This is a genomic window from Finegoldia magna (genome assembly GCF_002243175.1).
Classification (GTDB): domain Bacteria; phylum Bacillota; class Clostridia; order Tissierellales; family Peptoniphilaceae; genus Finegoldia; species Finegoldia magna_J.
The window spans coordinates 18085-35381 of the sequence record NZ_NDYF01000002.1; the positions used below are offsets into that span (position 1 = coordinate 18085).

Genomic DNA, 17297 nt, shown 5'->3' on the forward strand with positions numbered 1-17297 from the left:
TATGTGCTTCCATAATTAAGCTGGATATAATACCCCCCTCCTAAGGGGGCATCCCCGGTTCGAATCCGGGTGGGAGTACCAAAAATCCCTGAGCATTGTTGCTCAGGGATTTTTTTGAAGTTTATTAGCATTGTATTAAAATCCTGATACTTTAGGATCTTTTAAGTCAACTTTTACATCTTTTTCTGTTCCTAAATATACAGCTTTGAATTTCCATGTTTTGTCTTTCTTTAGTTCCGTAACATTAGCGAAAGCTGAATCTAATTTATTTCCGTCTTTATCATATACAGGAAATTCAATTTGAATATATCCTTTATCAGAACCGGAGTTATTTTTTAATACACCAGTTACATATGTTGAAAATTCATCTGATTCTTGTTTTACTTGAGTCAATTCATATTTTGGTTTTTCTGGTTCCTTAGTTTCTTCTTTTTTTTCTGTTTTATTAGCAGATTCTTCCGTTTTAGTTTGTTCACCATTAACTGTAGTTTCTGGCTTCTTGCTGCCTTGAGATGCTACTGCAATAATAACTATAACTATAAGTGCCCAAAACCATACCTTTTTATAAAAAGGTTTTTTCTCTTTCATTGTGTATTCTTTTCCGTCTTCTCCCTTAACTGTCTTCTTCATTTTTTTCCTCCTAAAATTTTATCAATAAATGAAAATATGTAACATTTATTAATACTATTATACAAAAAATTTAGGGAAAATCAAAATTTATACTTTATTTTTCTCCGGTAAATATTTCCAGTATCTTTTAGGCATATTATTCTGCATAAGTTTGAGGTTTTGACGTTCTTTTATCCCGACTGAATTGTAGAATTCTATCCAGCAATCTTCAAACATTTTCTCTTCATCAGATTCTTCTTTGAAAATTTCTTCTACATCGTAAAATGCCAAATCATTGTCCACATATATTGCACACTTATTTCTTTTTTTGTCGTAAATCACAAACTTTTCATTTCTCAATCTGTTTTTGAAATGATAGGTGAGTAATTCCAAAATGTCGTTGTTTGGTTCGAATTCTGCGAATAAGAAGTTGTCTTGGATTTCTTTGAATCTAAGAAGTCCTTTATATGCGTGAAGTTCTCTTGTTGAATATTTGCACAGACTATTGAATAGGACAGCGATTTTGTCGGAAGAGTTGATGAAGTTGTAGCCGTATGTGTACATATTTTTGATTGTCTTAGCGATAATGGTCGATTTGTCGGGATTTTCTGAGACGAATGCGTAGTTGATGCTACGATAAAAGTTGAATCCGAATTTGTCTATTATCGATTTTTTCACACGTGATGATTTTTCAGTATTTGTTTCAACGTATATGTCATCATTCAAAAAATCCAATTGATCTGATTTCACAACGATAATTGAATTTTCAATGTGTTTGTACTGTTCAAAAATCACCGTAAACAAGCCGTCTAAGCTGTTGTCATAACTGTATCTCATATTTACTCCAAAAAACTAAGTTGTGTTACATTTTTTCCTTCTTGTATTCTCAAAATATCCAGCAAATCGTCTTTTGTGCTGTATTTTTGTCCGCGGTATACTCCGTTTACAAGTATGAAGTTCTTCGCTTTTTTCAGTGAGATTTTAAGAGAGATCAAATCGTCGTAGCTGAGGTTGGCAAATTTTCTCGCATTTATAATTCTCATAGCATATGTTGGACCGAATCCTGGAACACGCAGAAGTTCTTCATAAGATGCGCGATTTATTTCTATTGGAAAGTTCGCTACATTTTGCACTGCCCAGAATGCTTTGGGATCTAATGTCAAATCAAAAAACGGGTTTTGTTCGTTCAAAATTTCGTTTGATTTGAATTTGTAAAATCGCATCAGCCAATCTGCTTGATACAACCTATGTTCACGTAGCATGGGAACTTTTTTGATTCCATCTGTATATTTCGATTTGATTACAGGGACAAATCCCGAATAGAAAACTCTTTTGAGCTTGTAATCTTCATAAAGGCTACTTGCTTTGTTGATAATTGTAAGATCCGATTCACGACCTGCTCCGACTATCATTTGAGTGGATTGACCAGCTGGTAAAAACAAAGGAGTTTTTCTGATAGTTTTCCTGTCGATTTTGTACTGAGTTATGGATTCGTTAATAAAATCCATCGGTTTTTCGATGGACTCATAAGTTTTCTGAGGAGCGAGCATCTTCAAGCTGGATTTTGTTGGAAGTTCTATGTTGATACTCATACGATCGATAAGTTTTCCTAGTCTTTCGATTAATTCTTCACTTGCTCCGGGGATTGCCTTCATGTGAATGTATCCGTTGAATTTTTTCTCATTACGAAGAATTTCCGCAACTCTTATAAGCTTTATCATCGTATGGTCGGGACTTTTTACAACTCCACTTGACAGGAATAATCCTTCTATGTAATTTCTTTTGTAAAAATTTATAGTCAAATCAGCTACTTCTTCTGGAGTGAATTCTGCTCTTTCGATGTCGTTTTCTTTTCTGTTGACGCAGTATTCACAACTGTAAATGCATTTGTTTGTGAGTAAAATTTTAAGTAGTGAAATGCACCTTCCGTCTTCAGACCAGCTGTGACATATTCCAGAATTGTGTGCTGCTCCGATTCCGTCAGAGGTATTTTTCCTTTTTGAACCACTAGAAGAACAACTGACATCGTACTTGGCAGCGTCTGATAATATTGATAATTTGCGTTTTAATTCCATAAGATCACCTATTCGTATTTTATAATAAAACAAACATTCGCACAAGTTTGTTTTTTATAAAAATGTTGTTATCTGGAAGAAATTGTGGTAGAATTGTAAGAACTAATAAAATTTTAAAATATTTATACAGAGGTAATCATGAAAAATAAGAAATTAATATTCGTTAGTGGATTCGCACTATTTTCGATGTTTTTTGGAGCGGGGAATTTGATATTTCCACCGTTTTTGGGTAACAAAGTAGGAGATCAGTATTTGATTGCGACATTAGGATTTTTGCTAAGCGCAGTAGGACTGGTTTTCTTGGGATTACTCGCAGCGACAAAAAGCGGAGGAACAATTGAAAAAATCGGCAACACTATAAGTCCGCGATTTTCACTAATATTCTCGACGATAATTATGCTTGCGATTGGACCTGGACTTGCAATTCCAAGGACTGCAGCAACAACAGTAGAAATAATTCAAAAAGGATTTTTCAAAGGAGCAAATTCTGTTTTGCTCACGGTAGTATTTTTTGCTTGTGTGTATTTATTCGTCAGAAAACCAAGCAGCATAATAGATAATTTGGGAAAAATTTTGACGCCGTTGTTGATTGCAACTCTTGTCGTGATTATTTTCAAAGGAATAATATCTCCCGTTGCAACGCCCGTGAATACATATCAAATTCAAGTCTTCCAATCAAGCTTTGAAGAAGGATACCAAACCATGGATGCGTTGGCATCATTAGTATTTGCTATTGTAGTTACCAAAGGATTTATGGGAAACGGAATTACAGATGACAAAACAATCAAACAATACACAATAAAAGCATCAATCATAGCAGCTATAGGACTTTGCTTCGTATACGGAGGATTGATTTACCTCGGAGCTGCCACATCCAAGTTCAACCTAGGAAATGTCGAAAGAGTTGATTTGTTGTTATACATTTGCTATCAACATTTGGGGATTTTGGGAAAAGCATTAATCTGCGTTGCAATGGCATTGGCATGCCTCACAACAGCGATTGGACTTACAACAACAGTCGGACAATTCTTCAGTGATATGCTAAAAGACAAAACAAACGGAGTTATCTCATACGATTTAATCATAATAATATCCACAGTTTTCAGTGCGTTCTTCGCAGTAGTTGGCGTCGAAAAAATACTAAAAATTTCAGCGCCATTTTTGACAGCGATATATCCTGTGGCAATAGTTTTGATTTTCTTGAATTTGTTCAAGCAAAATACATTTTCACGAAACGTAAAATTAGGCTCCATAATAGGAGTGTCGATTTACGCGGTTATAGTATTACTTAACGGATTCAAATTGGATTTCGGTTTGTTGAAAACAATCGAATCAGTATTTCCAATGCAAGTCAAAAGTTTTATTTGGATAATTCCAGCAATCATCGGTGGATTTATAGGAAAAATCAAAAAATAAATTGTAACTATTATGTAATACGATATATCGTGCAATGTATGGTATAATATATTTGAGGTGAGTTAATGATTAAAAAATTATTAGGATTGAAGAATGAAATACCAACATTGTGGTATGCATTTTTTAATAAACAAACACCATTATTGTCGAAAATCGTATTGGCATTGTCAGTGCTTTATGTAGTAAGCCCAGTGGATTTCGTGCCAGATTTCGTCGCTGGATTGGGAATCTTGGATGATTTAATCCTCGCTCCATCATTAATGATGGTCGCAAAGAAATTCATCCCAGAAGACATCATCGACACCAGTGAACAAAAAGCAGAGCAACTAAACTCCAAACTAAAAATAGTTGGAATAGTCGCAGGAGTAGGGATATTACTATTGATAAGCTTTTTGATTTACAAAAATGTGGTGAAATAGTTATTGAAATTTTAAATAAATAAAGCATAATTTGAAACAAAAATAGATTCATAAGTTATTTTAAGCTGCAGATATTCATTATCTGTGGCTTTTTTCATGTGTGTAAGTAAGAAAAACGATAAATTTATGTAAAATATTAAGGAATATTTATTGTAATTTTAAATAAATGACGAAAAATACATTGGGAAATTCAAGAAAAATAGGAAGTTAATTTATAAATATAAGTAAAATCATGAATTTAAGGAGTATAAGTTCAATTTTAGGTATTTTAATAAAATAGAAATGATAAATAATTTATAGGCTAGATTTATAAATGATTTTATGAAAAGATGACAAATCATCGAAACGTGATAGACTAGATAAGTAAATTTATGAGATAGAAAAATATTTATCAAGCAGGTGCTAAATGAGTTATATTACTGTAGAAAATTTGGGATTTTCTTACGAGAATAATTCTAGGAAGATTTTGGAAGGATTAAATTTAGAGGTTGATTCTGGAGAATTTGTGTGCATTTTGGGGAAATCAGGATGTGGCAAGAGCACTCTTCTTAGGCTTTTATCTGGTTTGGAGATGCCTACATATGGATCTATAAAATTAAATGACACAGAAATCAAAGAGGCAGGACTTGATAGGGCTGTAGTATTTCAAGATTATGGATTATTTCCATGGTTTAGTGCTGGTGATAATATCTCGTTGGCATTGAAACAAAAATATCCAGACAAATCAAAGTCTGAAATCAAAAACATGGCAATGGAAGCTTTGAAAAGTGTTGGCTTGGAAGAAGATATTTACTATAAACTTCCTAAGGAGCTTTCAGGTGGTATGCAACAAAGGTGTGCGATTGCACAAGCTTTTTCACTGGATTCTCCAGTGCTTTTGATGGATGAGCCGTTTGGAGCTATTGATGCTGTTACTAGGGCGAATCTTCAGGATTTAATTATTAATCTATATAATAATGAAGATCAGAAGAAAACTGTGTTCTTTGTAACACATGATGTTGACGAGGCTATTTTGTTGGCAAACAGAATTGTCGTTTTGGGACAATCTCCCAGCAAGATTATTTTTGATTTGAAGTTGGATAAGTCTACTGTTATGACTAGGGAAAATCAATTCAACGATAAGAAAACTATTGAGCTTAGGAATCTTTTGATTAAAAAGATTAATGAGGATATTTCAAATAAATTATAGTAGACTATTGATTTAGTTTATTTAAATAAAATTTTATGGGGGTACTTATGAAAAAGAAATTATTGATTGTAATGAGTCTTATTTGTTGCTTAGTATTTGCTTCATGTTCTAATAACAACGATAAAAAAGACAGTGAAACACAAAATAAGACAGAAGAAAAGAAGGAAGAAACTTCAAAGGATTCTTCTTCTAATGATGAGAAGGAAGAAACTGTAGTTAAATGGAATTACGGAACAAGTGGTAATGTATTGGTAACTATAGCTGAACAAAAAGGTTTCTTTAAGGACGAAGGAATCAAAATAGAACCTGTATTTGCTACAGAAAATGCAGATGCGTTATCTCTTTTAGCATCAGACAAGGTTGATGTTGTATCAAACGCCGGTACTTCAAATCCACTTCAACAAATTTCAGCTGGTGTAGATTTGACAATTTTTGGTGGTCATATGTTAAATGGTGCAATGCCTGTTATCGCTAAAAAAGGAACTAAATGGAATGGAATTACTGATTTAGTTGGTAAGAAAGCAGCAATTAACCCACAATACTACGCATTTACTGGTGCGTTGATGGATGCAGGTGTTAAAGATCCATTGAAGGAAGTTGATTGGGTACAAATCACAAAATACAATGATGCAATGGCAGCTGTTGTTAGGGGAGATGTTGATTACGCACTTTTAGGAACTCAACAAAACCAAGCAGTTAAAAATATGAAAGACATTGAAGTGGTTACTTATCAAAGTGATGTAATGCCTAACTATTCTTGTTGTAGATTGGTAGCTAAGACAAAATACATCAACGAAAATCCAGACACTGTTAAGGCTATTTTGAGAGCTTTAATCAGAGCACAACAATATTATGAAAGCAACAAACAAGAAGCTGTTCATATGTTAGCAAAACAAATCAAAGCTGACGATGCATTTGTAGCAGCTTATATGCTTGACGAACACTACGATGTTCACATTGACCCATTGAAAAAAGGTGTTATCAGAGCTTGGGATATTTTGGACAAGACTAATTTCTTAGATGCAAAAGCAAAATCAATTAACATTGAAGACAAAATCAATACTGATTTGTACAAACAAGCCTTAGAAGAAACTAAAGAAAAATACGGAAAAGAAGATCCTAAATTCTACGAAAGCTTAGAAAAATTCTTTGAAGAAAACGACAAATAGAGGTTTGTTTTGGATAAGGTAAAGGAGTTTATTCGAAAATATTGGATTACTGTGTTGATTTTCGTATCATTAATAGTTGTGTATATATTTTTGACAGACAATCACATGGTAAATCCATACCTTTTTCCGAGTAAAGAATCGATAGCTCAAGCATTTCACGAAGATAAATCAGTTTTGTTGATTAATATGTTTTCATCATTCGGTTTAATGATTCCATCCATCGTTTTATCGTTGATAATAGCGATAGGTTTGGGAACATTATTGGGAATGAGCGAAAGATTAAGAGAAGTTTTACATCCTGTAATATATGCTTTTAGTGTTATTCCATCGATTTTATTGTCACCATTTGTGTTGATGTTAGCGCCAAATTTGTGGTCTGCTTCATTGTTTTTGATAATTTATGGAACGGTGTGGACTACGATTTTTGCGACAATCACTGGAATAATGACAATTGACAAAAGATATTTGGACAAGGCGAAGACATTAGAAATCAAAGGATTTGACAAACTTGTCAAAGTTATACTTCCAGCAGCAAGTCCTTCAATATTAGCAGGGTTTGTAAGTTCGTTGAGAAGTACATTTGTAATGTTGGTTTACGCAGAAATGTACGGCTCCAAATACGGAATGGGATTTTTCGTAAAAAAATACACTGATTTTGGATTGTTTAATCATGCTTGGGTAGGATTTATATTTTTGGTTATAGTTTTAGTTGTGGTAATGCAAATATTTGAACTAATCAAAAAAAGAATTCTAAGCTGGACAATTTAAATCAAAGCGCGCTGTGTGGCGTGCTTTTTTTATGGTATGATAGTTTTGAGGTGAGATATGGAAAAGTTTAATGTGAATAAAGACGATATGATAATTTTGTTGATCGATTTGCAAGAAAAATTGGTGCCTGTTCTTCACGACAATGAATACGTGCTTAATCACACTAAGGCTGTGTTGGAGATGGCGAGAATTTACGATATTCCTGTGATTACGACACGTCAATATCCGAAAGGACTTGGAGATACTGTAGAATGCTTGAAAGAATATGAAACGAAGGTATTCGACAAGGTAGATTTAACTGCAAAGCTTGATGATGTTATGAATGAAATCGAAAAAACTGGAAGGAAACAAATCGTAGTTGTCGGAGCGGAAGCTCACATTTGTGTCTACCAAACGATACGTGATTTGATTGACGAATATAAAATGATTGTGCTTGAAGATTGCGTTACAAGCAGACGTGTTGAAAATAAAATGAATGCTATTCAAAATTATAGAGAGATGGACTGTTTGGTAATCAATTCTGAAACGTTGATTTTCGATATTTTGAAAAGAGCGGGAAGTCCTGAATTTAAAACTTTGTCCAAACTAATCAAATAAAAAAACAAATCCAACTTTACTTTCTAAAAAGCAAAGTTGGATTTTTTTATCCTAACAATAAATACAAGAAATGTGCGCTGATTCCAGCTGCTACTCCTCCTATCGTGTGAGATAGAATTGCTTTTGGTGCGAGTTTTCTGGCGTTTAATGTGTCCATCATTCCAACATGTGTGGACAAATATCCTGACCAGCACATTCCAAGGGCTGTGAAAACTGCGATATCATTTCCAGTGATTAAATTTTTCTCCAATAATTTTGGAACGAGTCCAAGCGCTGCTCCGACACTTCCCAAAGCTGTAAGAGGAAATGCAATGCATTCTGATGAGGTGAACCCAAACAATGGTTTCAAAATGGGATTTAGCAATGCTCCAAGTTTTGGAATCAAACCGACTCCTTCGTAAGCCGCTCCAGTGTAGACTACGGTTCCGTTTTCAACAGTTCCAGTTGATGTGAGTATCATAACCAATGTGCAAATCACAACTACTCCAGGAATAATGTCCATCCCAGCTTGTACACCGGATTTTCCACCCTCAAGCATTGAATTTAAAATTCTCTCCATCAAAGTCGAATCTTCTTTTTCTTCGACGATTTGTTTTTCTTCAAATTCCACTTGTTCATCTGTATCGGCGTAGTATTTTTTCGTGAAATGCATCATAATTCTTACAGAAACAACAGATCCCACGACTGCTCCCAAAACTCCGAGGGACGCCGCCTTGAAAAATTCCGTACCATTTCCAAGAGAAGACATAAAAGTCCACACGATAAATCCCATTCCGAATGAAGTTCCCAAATTGCACAACGTAGGAAGCTGATAATTCTTAAAATATTTGGCAAATCCTTTGTCCTTTGCAAGTCCAATGATTGCCGGATTATCCGACAAAAAAGTCGTCAATATACCAAGCGCCGAAGCACCAGGTAAATTGTAAAGTGGTTTCATAATAGGGCTGATGATCTTGTTGATTAGCGCAATAACTCCAAATTCGCTTAAAAGCTTGGATAACGCACCTGTTAAAACTGCGATTGCCATTATGAAAAACACAGTGTTAAGCAGCAAATCGTGCGCCGTTTTCATCAAAGTATTAAACATATTGCCAAGACCCATAACTTTTGCAATGTAGCCGAAAAGTCCGAAAACGACAGCGATTGTCACAAAAGATTCCAGCGAAATTTCACTTTGTTTTTTAGTTTTTTTCATAAAATTCTCCATTAAAAGTATAATATATAATTCTAATGTATTTCAGCTTAAAATTCAAACTATAAAATGAAATCACGAACGAAACTTATCAATAACAAATGAGCTGGATAGAAAATGTAGAATGCCCATTTGTTGATGTTACCTTTTTTGCCGTTGTAAAAGTGAATAATGGGAATCGACAGATACACGAACAAATACATATACGCTTCGAAAAAATATCCGAACAATATCGCTATGTAAGTGTTTCTTCTGGAAGATGAGCCCAAATACAACAAAAACACAGCTAAAATTCCAAGCATAGAATAATCTGTGTGGTAGTAATTGGCGATTACACAGAATATGGCTACGGAAATTAATTTTAAAATCGCCTTCACGAAATTTGATTGGTCGAATTTATCGATTTTTTCTATGACAAATATAAGACATGCAGAAAGTGCCAACGTGAAGAACACATTTTGGTGATAAAAATCGAACATTTCACCACTAATCGCCAAATCAAAAGGAATTTCCGAAATAATCGCAAACGAAAACAACCTTACGATGTATTTCTCCACGCTTCTAGTTAGAAACATTCCATTTACGATTAAAAATGCGAAAATCGGAAACGCAATTCTTCCGATAAAAAGCATTAACGCTCCTACTGTGACTCTCCAATCAGATGATGTGAGTGTCATCGCAGGATAAATGTTGAATTTTTGAAGCATATTGCATTGCACAATGTGACTGATAAGCATGGATATGCAGGCAATTACTTTCAGCCCAGAACTTGATATTCCATTGTCTCTGTGCCAAATATCCAAATATTTTTTCCTTTGGGTTTCGTTTAAAAGTTGCATGATAATCTCCTTGAATTTGTTACAACTATTTTATCACAAATAAAGCACATTATTATCTGATATAATTATAATAGGTGATAGTATGAAAATGATGATTTTTGAGAACAAAGTAGACGAGAATAATTTGTTCGAAAATGAAATGGATAATAGAAATTCTGTTATGTTGTCATTTTTCTTGCAACAATTGAAAACGAAGAAAGTTGTTGTCGACAGGTTCAAATTAAACAAGAATCCCGAAATGTTCGAACAACATGATATTTCACAGAAAATTGACGACGGAATGAAACTTCCAATCACAGTTGTAGATGGAAATGTTGTGCTTTCGGGAAGATATCCAAAAAGCTATGAAATATTGGATTTTCTTCACATAGACAGAAATATTTTCAACCAAGCTTACGTGAACGATAAGCGTAAATTCTGATAAGATTTTTTCCTAAGTTTTAGGAAAATAAAAAACCTGTGACAATCACAGGTTTACATAACACTTTTTGAATCTATTCTATTGAATCCAAAAACATTTTGACAATTTCATGACCTTGGGATAAAGTATCTAACGCCATTTCGGGATGGTATTGCACTCCCAGGAAGAACTTTTTGTCCTTAACGTATGCCGCTTCCACTATATCATCAGAAGATTTTTGCAACACTTCTAACTCATCTGCCACATCTTTGATCGCTTGATGATGAAGGCTATTCACATAAAACTTGTCGCCGAATTTTTCTTTGAACATTTCGTAATTTGTAACTTCGTGAACCAAATCATTGTATGGTTTGTCTTGGGAATGAATGATGGAAATGTCCTTTTGTTTTTTCAAATCTTGGTACAAAGTTCCGCCCAAATACACATTCATTATTTGTAGTCCACGACAAATTCCCAATGTTGGAATGTCTTTTTTGTAGCAAATATCCATCAAATTAAACTCCAATTCATCGCGTACGTTTGAAGAAATTCCACATTCCAAAATTTTGTCTTCGCCATAATATGATGGAGCGACATCAATTCCACCTGTGAACACAATTCCGTCCAATCTGTCGACGATTTCTTCCAAGAATTTCCTGTCAGAATTAAACGAAAGAATCACTGCGTAAGCTCCGTTTTTTTCAATAAGTTCAATGTATTTTCTAAGCATAAAAAGTCTGTTTTCTGCCACATCGTAAAGTGGTGTTAGTCCTATTATTTTCATATTTCCTCCAATTATATTTCAATATTATTATATCAAAGATAAAACAAAAACACATTTTTTGATTAAATCAACAAAAGTGCTATAATATTATTATATTTGGAGAAATATCGAAGTGGTCATAACGGGGCGCACTCGAAATGCGTTTGGGATTATTTCCCACGTGGGTTCGAATCCCACTTTCTCCGCCAAAAACACCTATAGACCGCTATTTTTAGCGGTCTATTTTTTTAAAGGTACTAAAAAGGTACTAATTGTTTAATTTATTTATATTTTCTATCAGATTATTTTCATCAGTTGGAAAGAAATGACTATAAGTATTTAATGTCATTTTTATATCTTTATGTCCCAGTCTTTTAGCGACCAGTACTACATTTACCCCTTGACTAATTAAAAAACTTGCATGGCTATGTCTAAGTCCGTGAACGTGTATTCTAGATATTCCTGCTGTTGCACTTGCTTGTCTAATACCTTTTTCAATGAATTGTTTTTCCCAATCAAATACATAGTCTGATGAATCTATATTATAACAATGGTCTTTATATTCTTTTAATTGGTTTATCGTCGTATCAGGTAGTTTAATGATTCTACTCTCATAGGTTTTTGTTGTTGTTACAATGCTTTTACCGTTTATTCGTTGTAGTGATCTATCTATTAGTATTGTCTTATCGTTAAAATCTATTTTATTCCATGTGAGAGCGTATAATTCGCCCTTACGCATACCAGTCCAATATAATAAATTAATAGCTGTTTTTGATTTTAAATCTGTTATATTGTCTATAGCTTTTAGGTATTCATCATATGTCCAGTATCTCATTTTGTTTGGTATTTCATTAGGTACTTTAGCGTAACCAACTATTTTACATGGGTTAATTCTTAATCCATAGAATCTAACAGCATGATTCAACACTGCTGATATTTCGCCCTGTAGTCCTTTTATGTATGTTGATCTAAAGCCTGATTCTATCATTTTGTTTTGCCAATTAGATATATCTTTATTGGAGATTTTATTAATTGGTTTGTTTTTGAAATATGGTAATATTCTTTTATACCTACATTCTTTTTTATCTCTTGATGATATTCTTAATTTGGGGTATTTATCTTTTTTGTATATTTCTAGAAATGATCCAAATGTTATATCGGGTTCAAATTGTTTTGATAACAAAAAATCTCTTTCCCATTGTTGAGCGTCTTTTTTGAATGTAAATCCTGATTTTTTTTTTTTTGCTTTTTATTTCCCTCGTGATCAAAATAATAAAATTTACAGTACCATTTATTGGTCTCACTGTTTTTATATGTTGGCATTCTTATCCTCGTCTAATAGCTTTTTAAGTTCATCTATTTGATCGTAAATAAAAGATTTACCATTAACTGATAATTCTATTGCGTTCCATAGTTCGGTCAATTTTTCAGAAATTTCTTTAAATTCATCAGAAACGCCCCATCTTACTACGGATTCTATTTTATCGGATTTTAAGTTTGAATAATACAAACCATTCTGTAGTCTTAAAGGGATCACGTCCGCATGAATTATAAGATAGCGAGTATCATTTACAATTGAGACGTATTTAACTGGATCAGGACCATAATATTCATCACCATGTTGAGCTATGCTCCATATAATCTTATTACTTTTAGTTAGTTGAATTAATATTTCTATTAATTCAATTTCAGGAGTTTTATTTTTTGCTGCGAGAAGAATTTCTATTGGAACGTCAAGGGCATTAGCTATTTTTTGTAAATTTTCTTCGCTTGGATTGTTGGTACCTTTTTCAATTAAAGACATAAAAGCACCCGATATTCCGACTTTATCGGCTAACTGTTTTTGTGTCATGCCTTTTTCTTCTCTAATCCTTTTTATATTTTCATTCAACATTATAAATCACCTCTTAATATTAACTTAATTATATAATCTAAATTAATACTTGACAAGACTTAATTATTAAGTTAATATATAATTAAGTTAACAAGAAAAGGAGGTGCAAACATTGAGAGTTTTTTTAAATTGTAGAAAAATCAATATCCTGTTATATGATAGGAGAATGACGCAAAAAGAATTAGCTAAAAGAATCAATAAGAACAAGATACACATTAATCAAGTCATTAATCGTGGATCATGTAACTATGATACAGCTATTTCTATAGCTGAAGGCTTGGGTGTATCTATTGATGAAATACTAGAATATAAGGAGGTTTAATTATGTTATTGAATGTAGCACAGGTACAAGATTTATTGAGTATTCCACAATCTACAGCATACAAGATTATAAGGGATTTAAATGCTGAATTAAAAGAGCAAGGGTACATTGTACTACGTGGTAGAGTTGAAGAAAAGTATTTAAAAGAAAGGTTTAGATTAGATGACAGAAAGGGAATTGAATGTTAGTTTTGGCGAAGATTTTAGAACAAAATCTGTAGAATCAAAACATATCACATGGAGTGATTTTATTGATGAGATAAAAGAGTTCAGGGTTATTAATTACAGTCACGAAGATTACAAACAACTTGATAGGAATACTAAAAGTAATTTGAAGAATGGGAAGTATTTTATATTTGGTAAGTCTAATGGTGGAAGATGTGAAAAGGACATAATAAGCCGTGAAGGTTTAACTTTAGATTTTGATGAGTGCAGTTTTGAAGATATGAATAACACGATTACAAGGTTAAAAGAATCAAAAATAAACTATTGTCTATATACTACAGCAAGTTATAACGGAAATAATGGAAAGTTCAGAATCGTTATTCCGTTTAATAAAGCTATAGACACAAAAGATTATAGAAGTATAGCGATAAATTTTACTAAGAGCCTAAATTTACCTGTAATTGATGAAGCAAGTTACAAACCTGCTCAATTATTCTTTTATCCTTGTTCTTTGCTTAATGTCAATCCTATTTTTGATTATAGAATTGATGGAGAGTATATAGACGTTAGTTTATATCATAATAATATTACACATGGAAATAATAAGCAAGAAGAACAAAAAGAAAGCAATACAACGGCTAATAATACGTTAAATGTACCCAAGCCATATGATGATACCAATGTGTATAAATATGACCGTGAGACAGCTTTATTGTTGGTAAAAAAATATGTTGATAATGAGATTAACAAGGCTGATAATTACGAATTTTTCATTCCAATGCTGATGAGTATAGTCAAAGGTGTTAGGGATAAAGAAATATCATATTATACGGGATTAGCAGCAGTTGAAGTATTAGCTAAAGGTAATAGTGATTGGGCAGAAGATAATAGAAAGAAATTCATATATGAATACAAAAACACGGATATTAAAACAAAATACGGTTTTAGTGATAGATACGATTTTAATCCAATAGATAATAAGGGTAAAAAGAATCTAAAGCTATTAGCTGAAAATATTTCAAATCTTATAATGAGCGATTTTAAGGTTGTGAAATATGGGGAAGATATCTATTTCTATAACGGTAAAATCTATTCAAATGATTTGAACCAATTAAAAAGAATCATATATAACAAGGCAAAGGGCGAAAGGAGTACCTTTATTGATGAAGTTCTAAAACAAATCGATTATAGATGTCGCTATATTCCTGCTGATACACCCATGAAAATAGCTTTAAAAAATGGATATTTGGATAATGGAGAGTTTTTCCCAGTTATTTATGAGGATTTTACACCATATAGGATAGATGTTAATTATTATGAGGATTGTGAACCCGTTAAAATTGTTGATGATTACATTGACAAGTTGACAGATAATGATTCAGAATACAAAAACCTATTGCTGGAAGTGTTAGGACATACATTGATAGTTAATAGTGAGTTCAAGAGGGCTGTTGGTAAATTTTTTATTTTTATTGGAGACGGTGGAAATGGAAAAGGCACATTATTAGAAATCATTACTGAAATTTTAGGGAGAGATAATGTGTGTTTTTTATCTATAAAAGACCTTGCAGATGATCGTTATTCTAGTTCAATACGTGGTAAACTTGCTAATCTAGGAGACGATTTACAAGACCAATCAATAAACGATAAAGACATGAAGATTTTAAAAAACATTTCTACATGCGACAGTTTTACAACTAGAAGATTATACAAGGATCCCGAAAAGATAAAACCTACTACTACATTGATATTCACATCAAACCATTTGATTAAATCATTTGAAAAAGGAAAATCCTACCGTAGGCGTGTAATGTGGTTACCCATGTATTCAAAAGTTGAAAAGGTAGATCCTTATTTCATCAGCAAGCTTACTACTGATAAAGCACTAGAATATTGGATATTCTTGTTCATAAAAGGTTACAAGAGATTATACTCAAATCGTAATTTTACAAGTAGTATGTCCGTAAATAACTTTAATGAGAACTACCACAAGGAAAATAACCCAGCTTTTTTGTATATTGAGGATAAAACAATAGATGACTTTTTACACAAACCTGTTAATGAGGTTAATTGGGACTATGAGGTATGGTGCAATAGAAATGATTATTCTTGTAATAAAAATTTTTTGCGAGAGGCATTGAGCGAGAAATGGGGATTAACTAACCTAGGACTTAAAAGGATTAACGGAATACCAACAAGAGTTTACGAGAGTACAGCAGTGTAAAAAATATATTTTAAAATGTTACTTTGTAACGAAAATGTTACACACCATATTGGTGAAATTTAAACGTTTACAGGGTTAATGTAACATGTAACATTACTATTCTATAAAAATAAAAAAAATATATATACACCTATATAACAACATGCTGAGATTACAGCGTAGAAATATATAGGAAAAAACTTTTATAGTGTATTTTTGTGTTACTTTGTTACAGTTAACAGAAATGGCTAAATGGCAACAACACAAACAACATGCTGAGGTAACAAAGGTTACACCATAAAAAAATGAGGAGGTAATAATGCGACAAATAATGATTTTAGATTCGCCAACTATGCAAGCATTACAAGAAAAAGTTAATAGTAGGATATTAAAAAATAATATTCAATATGTTAGAGATATTCAAATAAAAAATATAAGTGATAGATGGATAGCGTTTATAATTTATGATAAACCATATAATCAATTGAGGAGTGAAAAACAATGTTAGAGATTAAGGGATTTATGGCAGATAACCAAGATGATTTAGATAATCAAGTAAAAGATTTTGTTATTAATACAATTGATAAGGATTGGGGATGTATCGATGATGTAATGATCATTGACAATAGATTCACCGGAGGTATGCTGATTTGCATATTGATTTATGACCCAGTAGGCGTGGTAACAGATATAAATTAGGGGTATTTAATATGAGTAATATAAAAACAAATAAAAGTGATGTACTTGATAATGTAATGGTTGATTTATTGTATTTGAGAACATTTGCGAGAGTATGCGAGGACAATATGATTGAAATAATTGACGAAATCAATCAAGGAATTACTCCAGTGGAGAGATTGGAAGATGTATTGCATTTAACGGAATTAAATTGCAGTAAAGTAAATAATTTGATTAATGTTTTAAATAATGCAAAATAATAAGGATTACGGGGTACTATGATATGTACCCTGTTTTATTTCTTTAATTTGAAAATTACACACAAAAAAGTCAAAAAAAGTCAAAAAATGTCAAGTTTGGGGGGGTACTATAATGTACTCCCTTTATTTTTTTACCGATAAGAGTTACACGCCCTAAAAGATTATTATAAAATTGTTGGAAAATGTTGGTATAAAATCCTACATAGACGGGAGGCTAATAAAACCTAAGTTTTATGTGTAGGTTTTTATTGGATTTTATTGAATTGTTTTTACTACTACATTTTACTGCATTTTACTGCATTTTACTATATATCGCTGTATTTAACCTGATAAAACCTAA

21 protein-coding genes and 2 tRNA genes are annotated in these 17297 nt (G+C 32.5%); 15 read left to right on the forward strand and 8 right to left on the reverse strand.

Annotation, left to right across the window (positions count from 1 at the left end; genetic code table 11):
* The first annotated feature begins 5 nt into the window (after nt 1-5).
* Nucleotides 6-81, forward strand: a tRNA-Arg gene (locus B9N53_RS00245).
* A gap of 54 nt (nt 82-135) precedes the next feature.
* Here the strand turns inward: B9N53_RS00245 and B9N53_RS09160 are convergent.
* From B9N53_RS09160 to B9N53_RS00260, 3 genes are all read right to left on the reverse strand, one after another.
* Nucleotides 136-630 carry an FxLYD domain-containing protein gene (locus B9N53_RS09160; protein WP_094203201.1) on the reverse strand — a complete coding sequence of 165 codons (495 nt, stop codon included), beginning with the start codon at nt 628-630 and terminating at the stop codon, nt 136-138.
* An 87-nt stretch (nt 631-717) separates the two neighbouring features.
* Nucleotides 718-1446 carry a TIGR03915 family putative DNA repair protein gene (locus tag B9N53_RS00255; protein ID WP_094203202.1) on the reverse strand — a complete coding sequence of 243 codons (729 nt, stop codon included), beginning with the start codon at nt 1444-1446 and terminating at the stop codon, nt 718-720.
* 2 nt (nt 1447-1448) lie between these two features.
* Entirely contained in the window at nt 1449-2684 is a 1236-nt protein-coding gene (locus B9N53_RS00260; protein ID WP_094203203.1) for a putative DNA modification/repair radical SAM protein, read from the reverse strand.
* A gap of 138 nt (nt 2685-2822) precedes the next feature.
* Here B9N53_RS00260 and brnQ point away from each other — a divergent pair, with 138 nt between their 5' ends.
* The 6 genes from brnQ to B9N53_RS00290 all read left to right on the forward strand — a co-directional run bounded on the left by brnQ (nt 2823) and on the right by B9N53_RS00290 (nt 8242).
* The gene (gene brnQ / locus B9N53_RS00265) at nt 2823-4100 is read left to right on the forward strand and encodes a branched-chain amino acid transport system II carrier protein (RefSeq protein ID WP_094203204.1); all 1278 of its coding nucleotides are present in this window, start codon (nt 2823-2825) and stop codon (nt 4098-4100) included.
* A gap of 65 nt (nt 4101-4165) precedes the next feature.
* Entirely contained in the window at nt 4166-4519 is a 354-nt protein-coding gene (locus tag B9N53_RS00270) for a YkvA family protein (RefSeq protein ID WP_094203205.1), read from the forward strand.
* A 406-nt stretch (nt 4520-4925) separates the two neighbouring features.
* Nucleotides 4926-5708: an ABC transporter ATP-binding protein gene (locus B9N53_RS00275; RefSeq protein ID WP_094203206.1), complete on the forward strand. Its 783-nt coding sequence runs from the start codon at nt 4926-4928 to the stop codon at nt 5706-5708.
* Nucleotides 5709-5755: 47 nt separating this feature from the next.
* Complete coding sequence (locus B9N53_RS00280) at nt 5756-6877, forward strand: ABC transporter substrate-binding protein (RefSeq protein WP_094203207.1); 1122 nt, start codon at nt 5756-5758, stop codon at nt 6875-6877.
* A 9-nt stretch (nt 6878-6886) separates the two neighbouring features.
* The gene (locus B9N53_RS00285; protein ID WP_094203208.1) at nt 6887-7645 is read left to right on the forward strand and encodes an ABC transporter permease; all 759 of its coding nucleotides are present in this window, start codon (nt 6887-6889) and stop codon (nt 7643-7645) included.
* Nucleotides 7646-7702: 57 nt separating this feature from the next.
* Complete coding sequence (locus tag B9N53_RS00290) at nt 7703-8242, forward strand: isochorismatase family protein (protein WP_094203209.1); 540 nt, start codon at nt 7703-7705, stop codon at nt 8240-8242.
* 46 nt (nt 8243-8288) lie between these two features.
* On the opposite strand, the gene B9N53_RS00295 is transcribed toward B9N53_RS00290, so the two are convergent.
* Together B9N53_RS00295 and B9N53_RS00300 are read right to left on the reverse strand one after the other, a co-directional pair.
* Complete coding sequence (locus B9N53_RS00295; RefSeq protein ID WP_094203210.1) at nt 8289-9437, reverse strand: hypothetical protein; 1149 nt, start codon at nt 9435-9437, stop codon at nt 8289-8291.
* Nucleotides 9438-9496: 59 nt separating this feature from the next.
* On the reverse strand, nt 9497-10273 hold the full coding sequence (locus tag B9N53_RS00300) for a TraX family protein (RefSeq protein ID WP_094203211.1): 777 nt from the start codon (nt 10271-10273) through the stop codon (nt 9497-9499).
* An 82-nt stretch (nt 10274-10355) separates the two neighbouring features.
* Here B9N53_RS00300 and B9N53_RS00305 point away from each other — a divergent pair, with 82 nt between their 5' ends.
* Nucleotides 10356-10694, forward strand: a complete 339-nt coding sequence (locus B9N53_RS00305) for an arsenic metallochaperone ArsD family protein (RefSeq protein WP_094203212.1) — start codon at nt 10356-10358, stop codon at nt 10692-10694.
* A 73-nt stretch (nt 10695-10767) separates the two neighbouring features.
* Here the strand turns inward: B9N53_RS00305 and B9N53_RS00310 are convergent, their stop codons facing one another.
* The gene (locus B9N53_RS00310) at nt 10768-11457 is read right to left on the reverse strand and encodes a gamma-glutamyl-gamma-aminobutyrate hydrolase family protein (RefSeq protein WP_094203213.1); all 690 of its coding nucleotides are present in this window, start codon (nt 11455-11457) and stop codon (nt 10768-10770) included.
* Nucleotides 11458-11555: 98 nt separating this feature from the next.
* On the opposite strand from B9N53_RS00310, the gene B9N53_RS00315 reads away from it, so the two are divergent.
* Nucleotides 11556-11645 (forward strand) — tRNA-Ser (locus tag B9N53_RS00315).
* A 59-nt stretch (nt 11646-11704) separates the two neighbouring features.
* On the opposite strand, the gene B9N53_RS00320 is transcribed toward B9N53_RS00315, so the two are convergent.
* Both B9N53_RS00320 and B9N53_RS00325 read right to left on the reverse strand, forming a co-directional pair.
* On the reverse strand, nt 11705-12619 hold the full coding sequence (locus tag B9N53_RS00320) for a site-specific integrase (RefSeq protein ID WP_094203214.1): 915 nt from the start codon (nt 12617-12619) through the stop codon (nt 11705-11707).
* A gap of 126 nt (nt 12620-12745) precedes the next feature.
* On the reverse strand, nt 12746-13330 hold the full coding sequence (locus tag B9N53_RS00325; RefSeq protein WP_094203215.1) for a helix-turn-helix domain-containing protein: 585 nt from the start codon (nt 13328-13330) through the stop codon (nt 12746-12748).
* Nucleotides 13331-13442: 112 nt separating this feature from the next.
* Between B9N53_RS00325 and B9N53_RS00330 the strand changes: the two genes are divergently transcribed.
* The 6 genes from B9N53_RS00330 (at nt 13443) to B9N53_RS00355 (ending at nt 16957) form a co-directional block, all read left to right on the forward strand.
* Entirely contained in the window at nt 13443-13652 is a 210-nt protein-coding gene (locus B9N53_RS00330) for a helix-turn-helix transcriptional regulator (protein ID WP_094203216.1), read from the forward strand.
* A gap of 2 nt (nt 13653-13654) precedes the next feature.
* On the forward strand, nt 13655-13840 hold the full coding sequence (locus tag B9N53_RS00335; protein WP_094203217.1) for a hypothetical protein: 186 nt from the start codon (nt 13655-13657) through the stop codon (nt 13838-13840).
* Nucleotides 13815-16040 (forward strand): DNA primase family protein, encoded by a 2226-nt coding sequence (locus B9N53_RS00340; protein ID WP_094203218.1) that lies wholly within the window; start codon nt 13815-13817, stop codon nt 16038-16040. Before B9N53_RS00335 ends, B9N53_RS00340 begins: the two co-directional genes overlap by 26 nt.
* 298 nt (nt 16041-16338) lie before the next feature.
* Nucleotides 16339-16527 (forward strand): hypothetical protein, encoded by a 189-nt coding sequence (locus tag B9N53_RS00345; protein ID WP_094203219.1) that lies wholly within the window; start codon nt 16339-16341, stop codon nt 16525-16527.
* On the forward strand, nt 16521-16718 hold the full coding sequence (locus B9N53_RS00350) for a hypothetical protein (RefSeq protein ID WP_094203220.1): 198 nt from the start codon (nt 16521-16523) through the stop codon (nt 16716-16718). The genes B9N53_RS00345 and B9N53_RS00350 overlap by 7 nt, the downstream gene beginning before the upstream one ends.
* An 11-nt stretch (nt 16719-16729) precedes the next feature.
* On the forward strand, nt 16730-16957 hold the full coding sequence (locus B9N53_RS00355) for a hypothetical protein (protein WP_094203221.1): 228 nt from the start codon (nt 16730-16732) through the stop codon (nt 16955-16957).
* Nucleotides 16958-17297 lie beyond the last annotated feature (340 nt).

Coding starts and splice junctions, on each gene's coding strand:
- B9N53_RS00280 (WP_094203207.1), top strand. CDS start 5,756: ATGAAAAAGAAATTATTGATTGTAATGAGTCTTATTTGTTGCTTAGTA.
- B9N53_RS00335 (WP_094203217.1), top strand. CDS start 13,655: ATGTTATTGAATGTAGCACAGGTACAAGATTTATTGAGTATTCCACAA.
- B9N53_RS00295 (WP_094203210.1), bottom strand. CDS start 9,437: ATGAAAAAAACTAAAAAACAAAGTGAAATTTCGCTGGAATCTTTTGTG.
- B9N53_RS00255 (WP_094203202.1), bottom strand. CDS start 1,446: ATGAGATACAGTTATGACAACAGCTTAGACGGCTTGTTTACGGTGATT.
- B9N53_RS00355 (WP_094203221.1), top strand. CDS start 16,730: ATGAGTAATATAAAAACAAATAAAAGTGATGTACTTGATAATGTAATG.
- B9N53_RS00325 (WP_094203215.1), bottom strand. CDS start 13,330: ATGTTGAATGAAAATATAAAAAGGATTAGAGAAGAAAAAGGCATGACA.
- B9N53_RS00340 (WP_094203218.1), top strand. CDS start 13,815: ATGACAGAAAGGGAATTGAATGTTAGTTTTGGCGAAGATTTTAGAACA.
- B9N53_RS00300 (WP_094203211.1), bottom strand. CDS start 10,273: ATGCAACTTTTAAACGAAACCCAAAGGAAAAAATATTTGGATATTTGG.
- B9N53_RS09160 (WP_094203201.1), bottom strand. CDS start 630: ATGAAGAAGACAGTTAAGGGAGAAGACGGAAAAGAATACACAATGAAA.
- B9N53_RS00270 (WP_094203205.1), top strand. CDS start 4,166: ATGATTAAAAAATTATTAGGATTGAAGAATGAAATACCAACATTGTGG.
- B9N53_RS00310 (WP_094203213.1), bottom strand. CDS start 11,457: ATGAAAATAATAGGACTAACACCACTTTACGATGTGGCAGAAAACAGA.
- B9N53_RS00290 (WP_094203209.1), top strand. CDS start 7,703: ATGGAAAAGTTTAATGTGAATAAAGACGATATGATAATTTTGTTGATC.
- B9N53_RS00275 (WP_094203206.1), top strand. CDS start 4,926: ATGAGTTATATTACTGTAGAAAATTTGGGATTTTCTTACGAGAATAAT.
- B9N53_RS00260 (WP_094203203.1), bottom strand. CDS start 2,684: ATGGAATTAAAACGCAAATTATCAATATTATCAGACGCTGCCAAGTAC.
- B9N53_RS00305 (WP_094203212.1), top strand. CDS start 10,356: ATGAAAATGATGATTTTTGAGAACAAAGTAGACGAGAATAATTTGTTC.
- brnQ (WP_094203204.1), top strand. CDS start 2,823: ATGAAAAATAAGAAATTAATATTCGTTAGTGGATTCGCACTATTTTCG.
- B9N53_RS00350 (WP_094203220.1), top strand. CDS start 16,521: ATGTTAGAGATTAAGGGATTTATGGCAGATAACCAAGATGATTTAGAT.
- B9N53_RS00345 (WP_094203219.1), top strand. CDS start 16,339: ATGCGACAAATAATGATTTTAGATTCGCCAACTATGCAAGCATTACAA.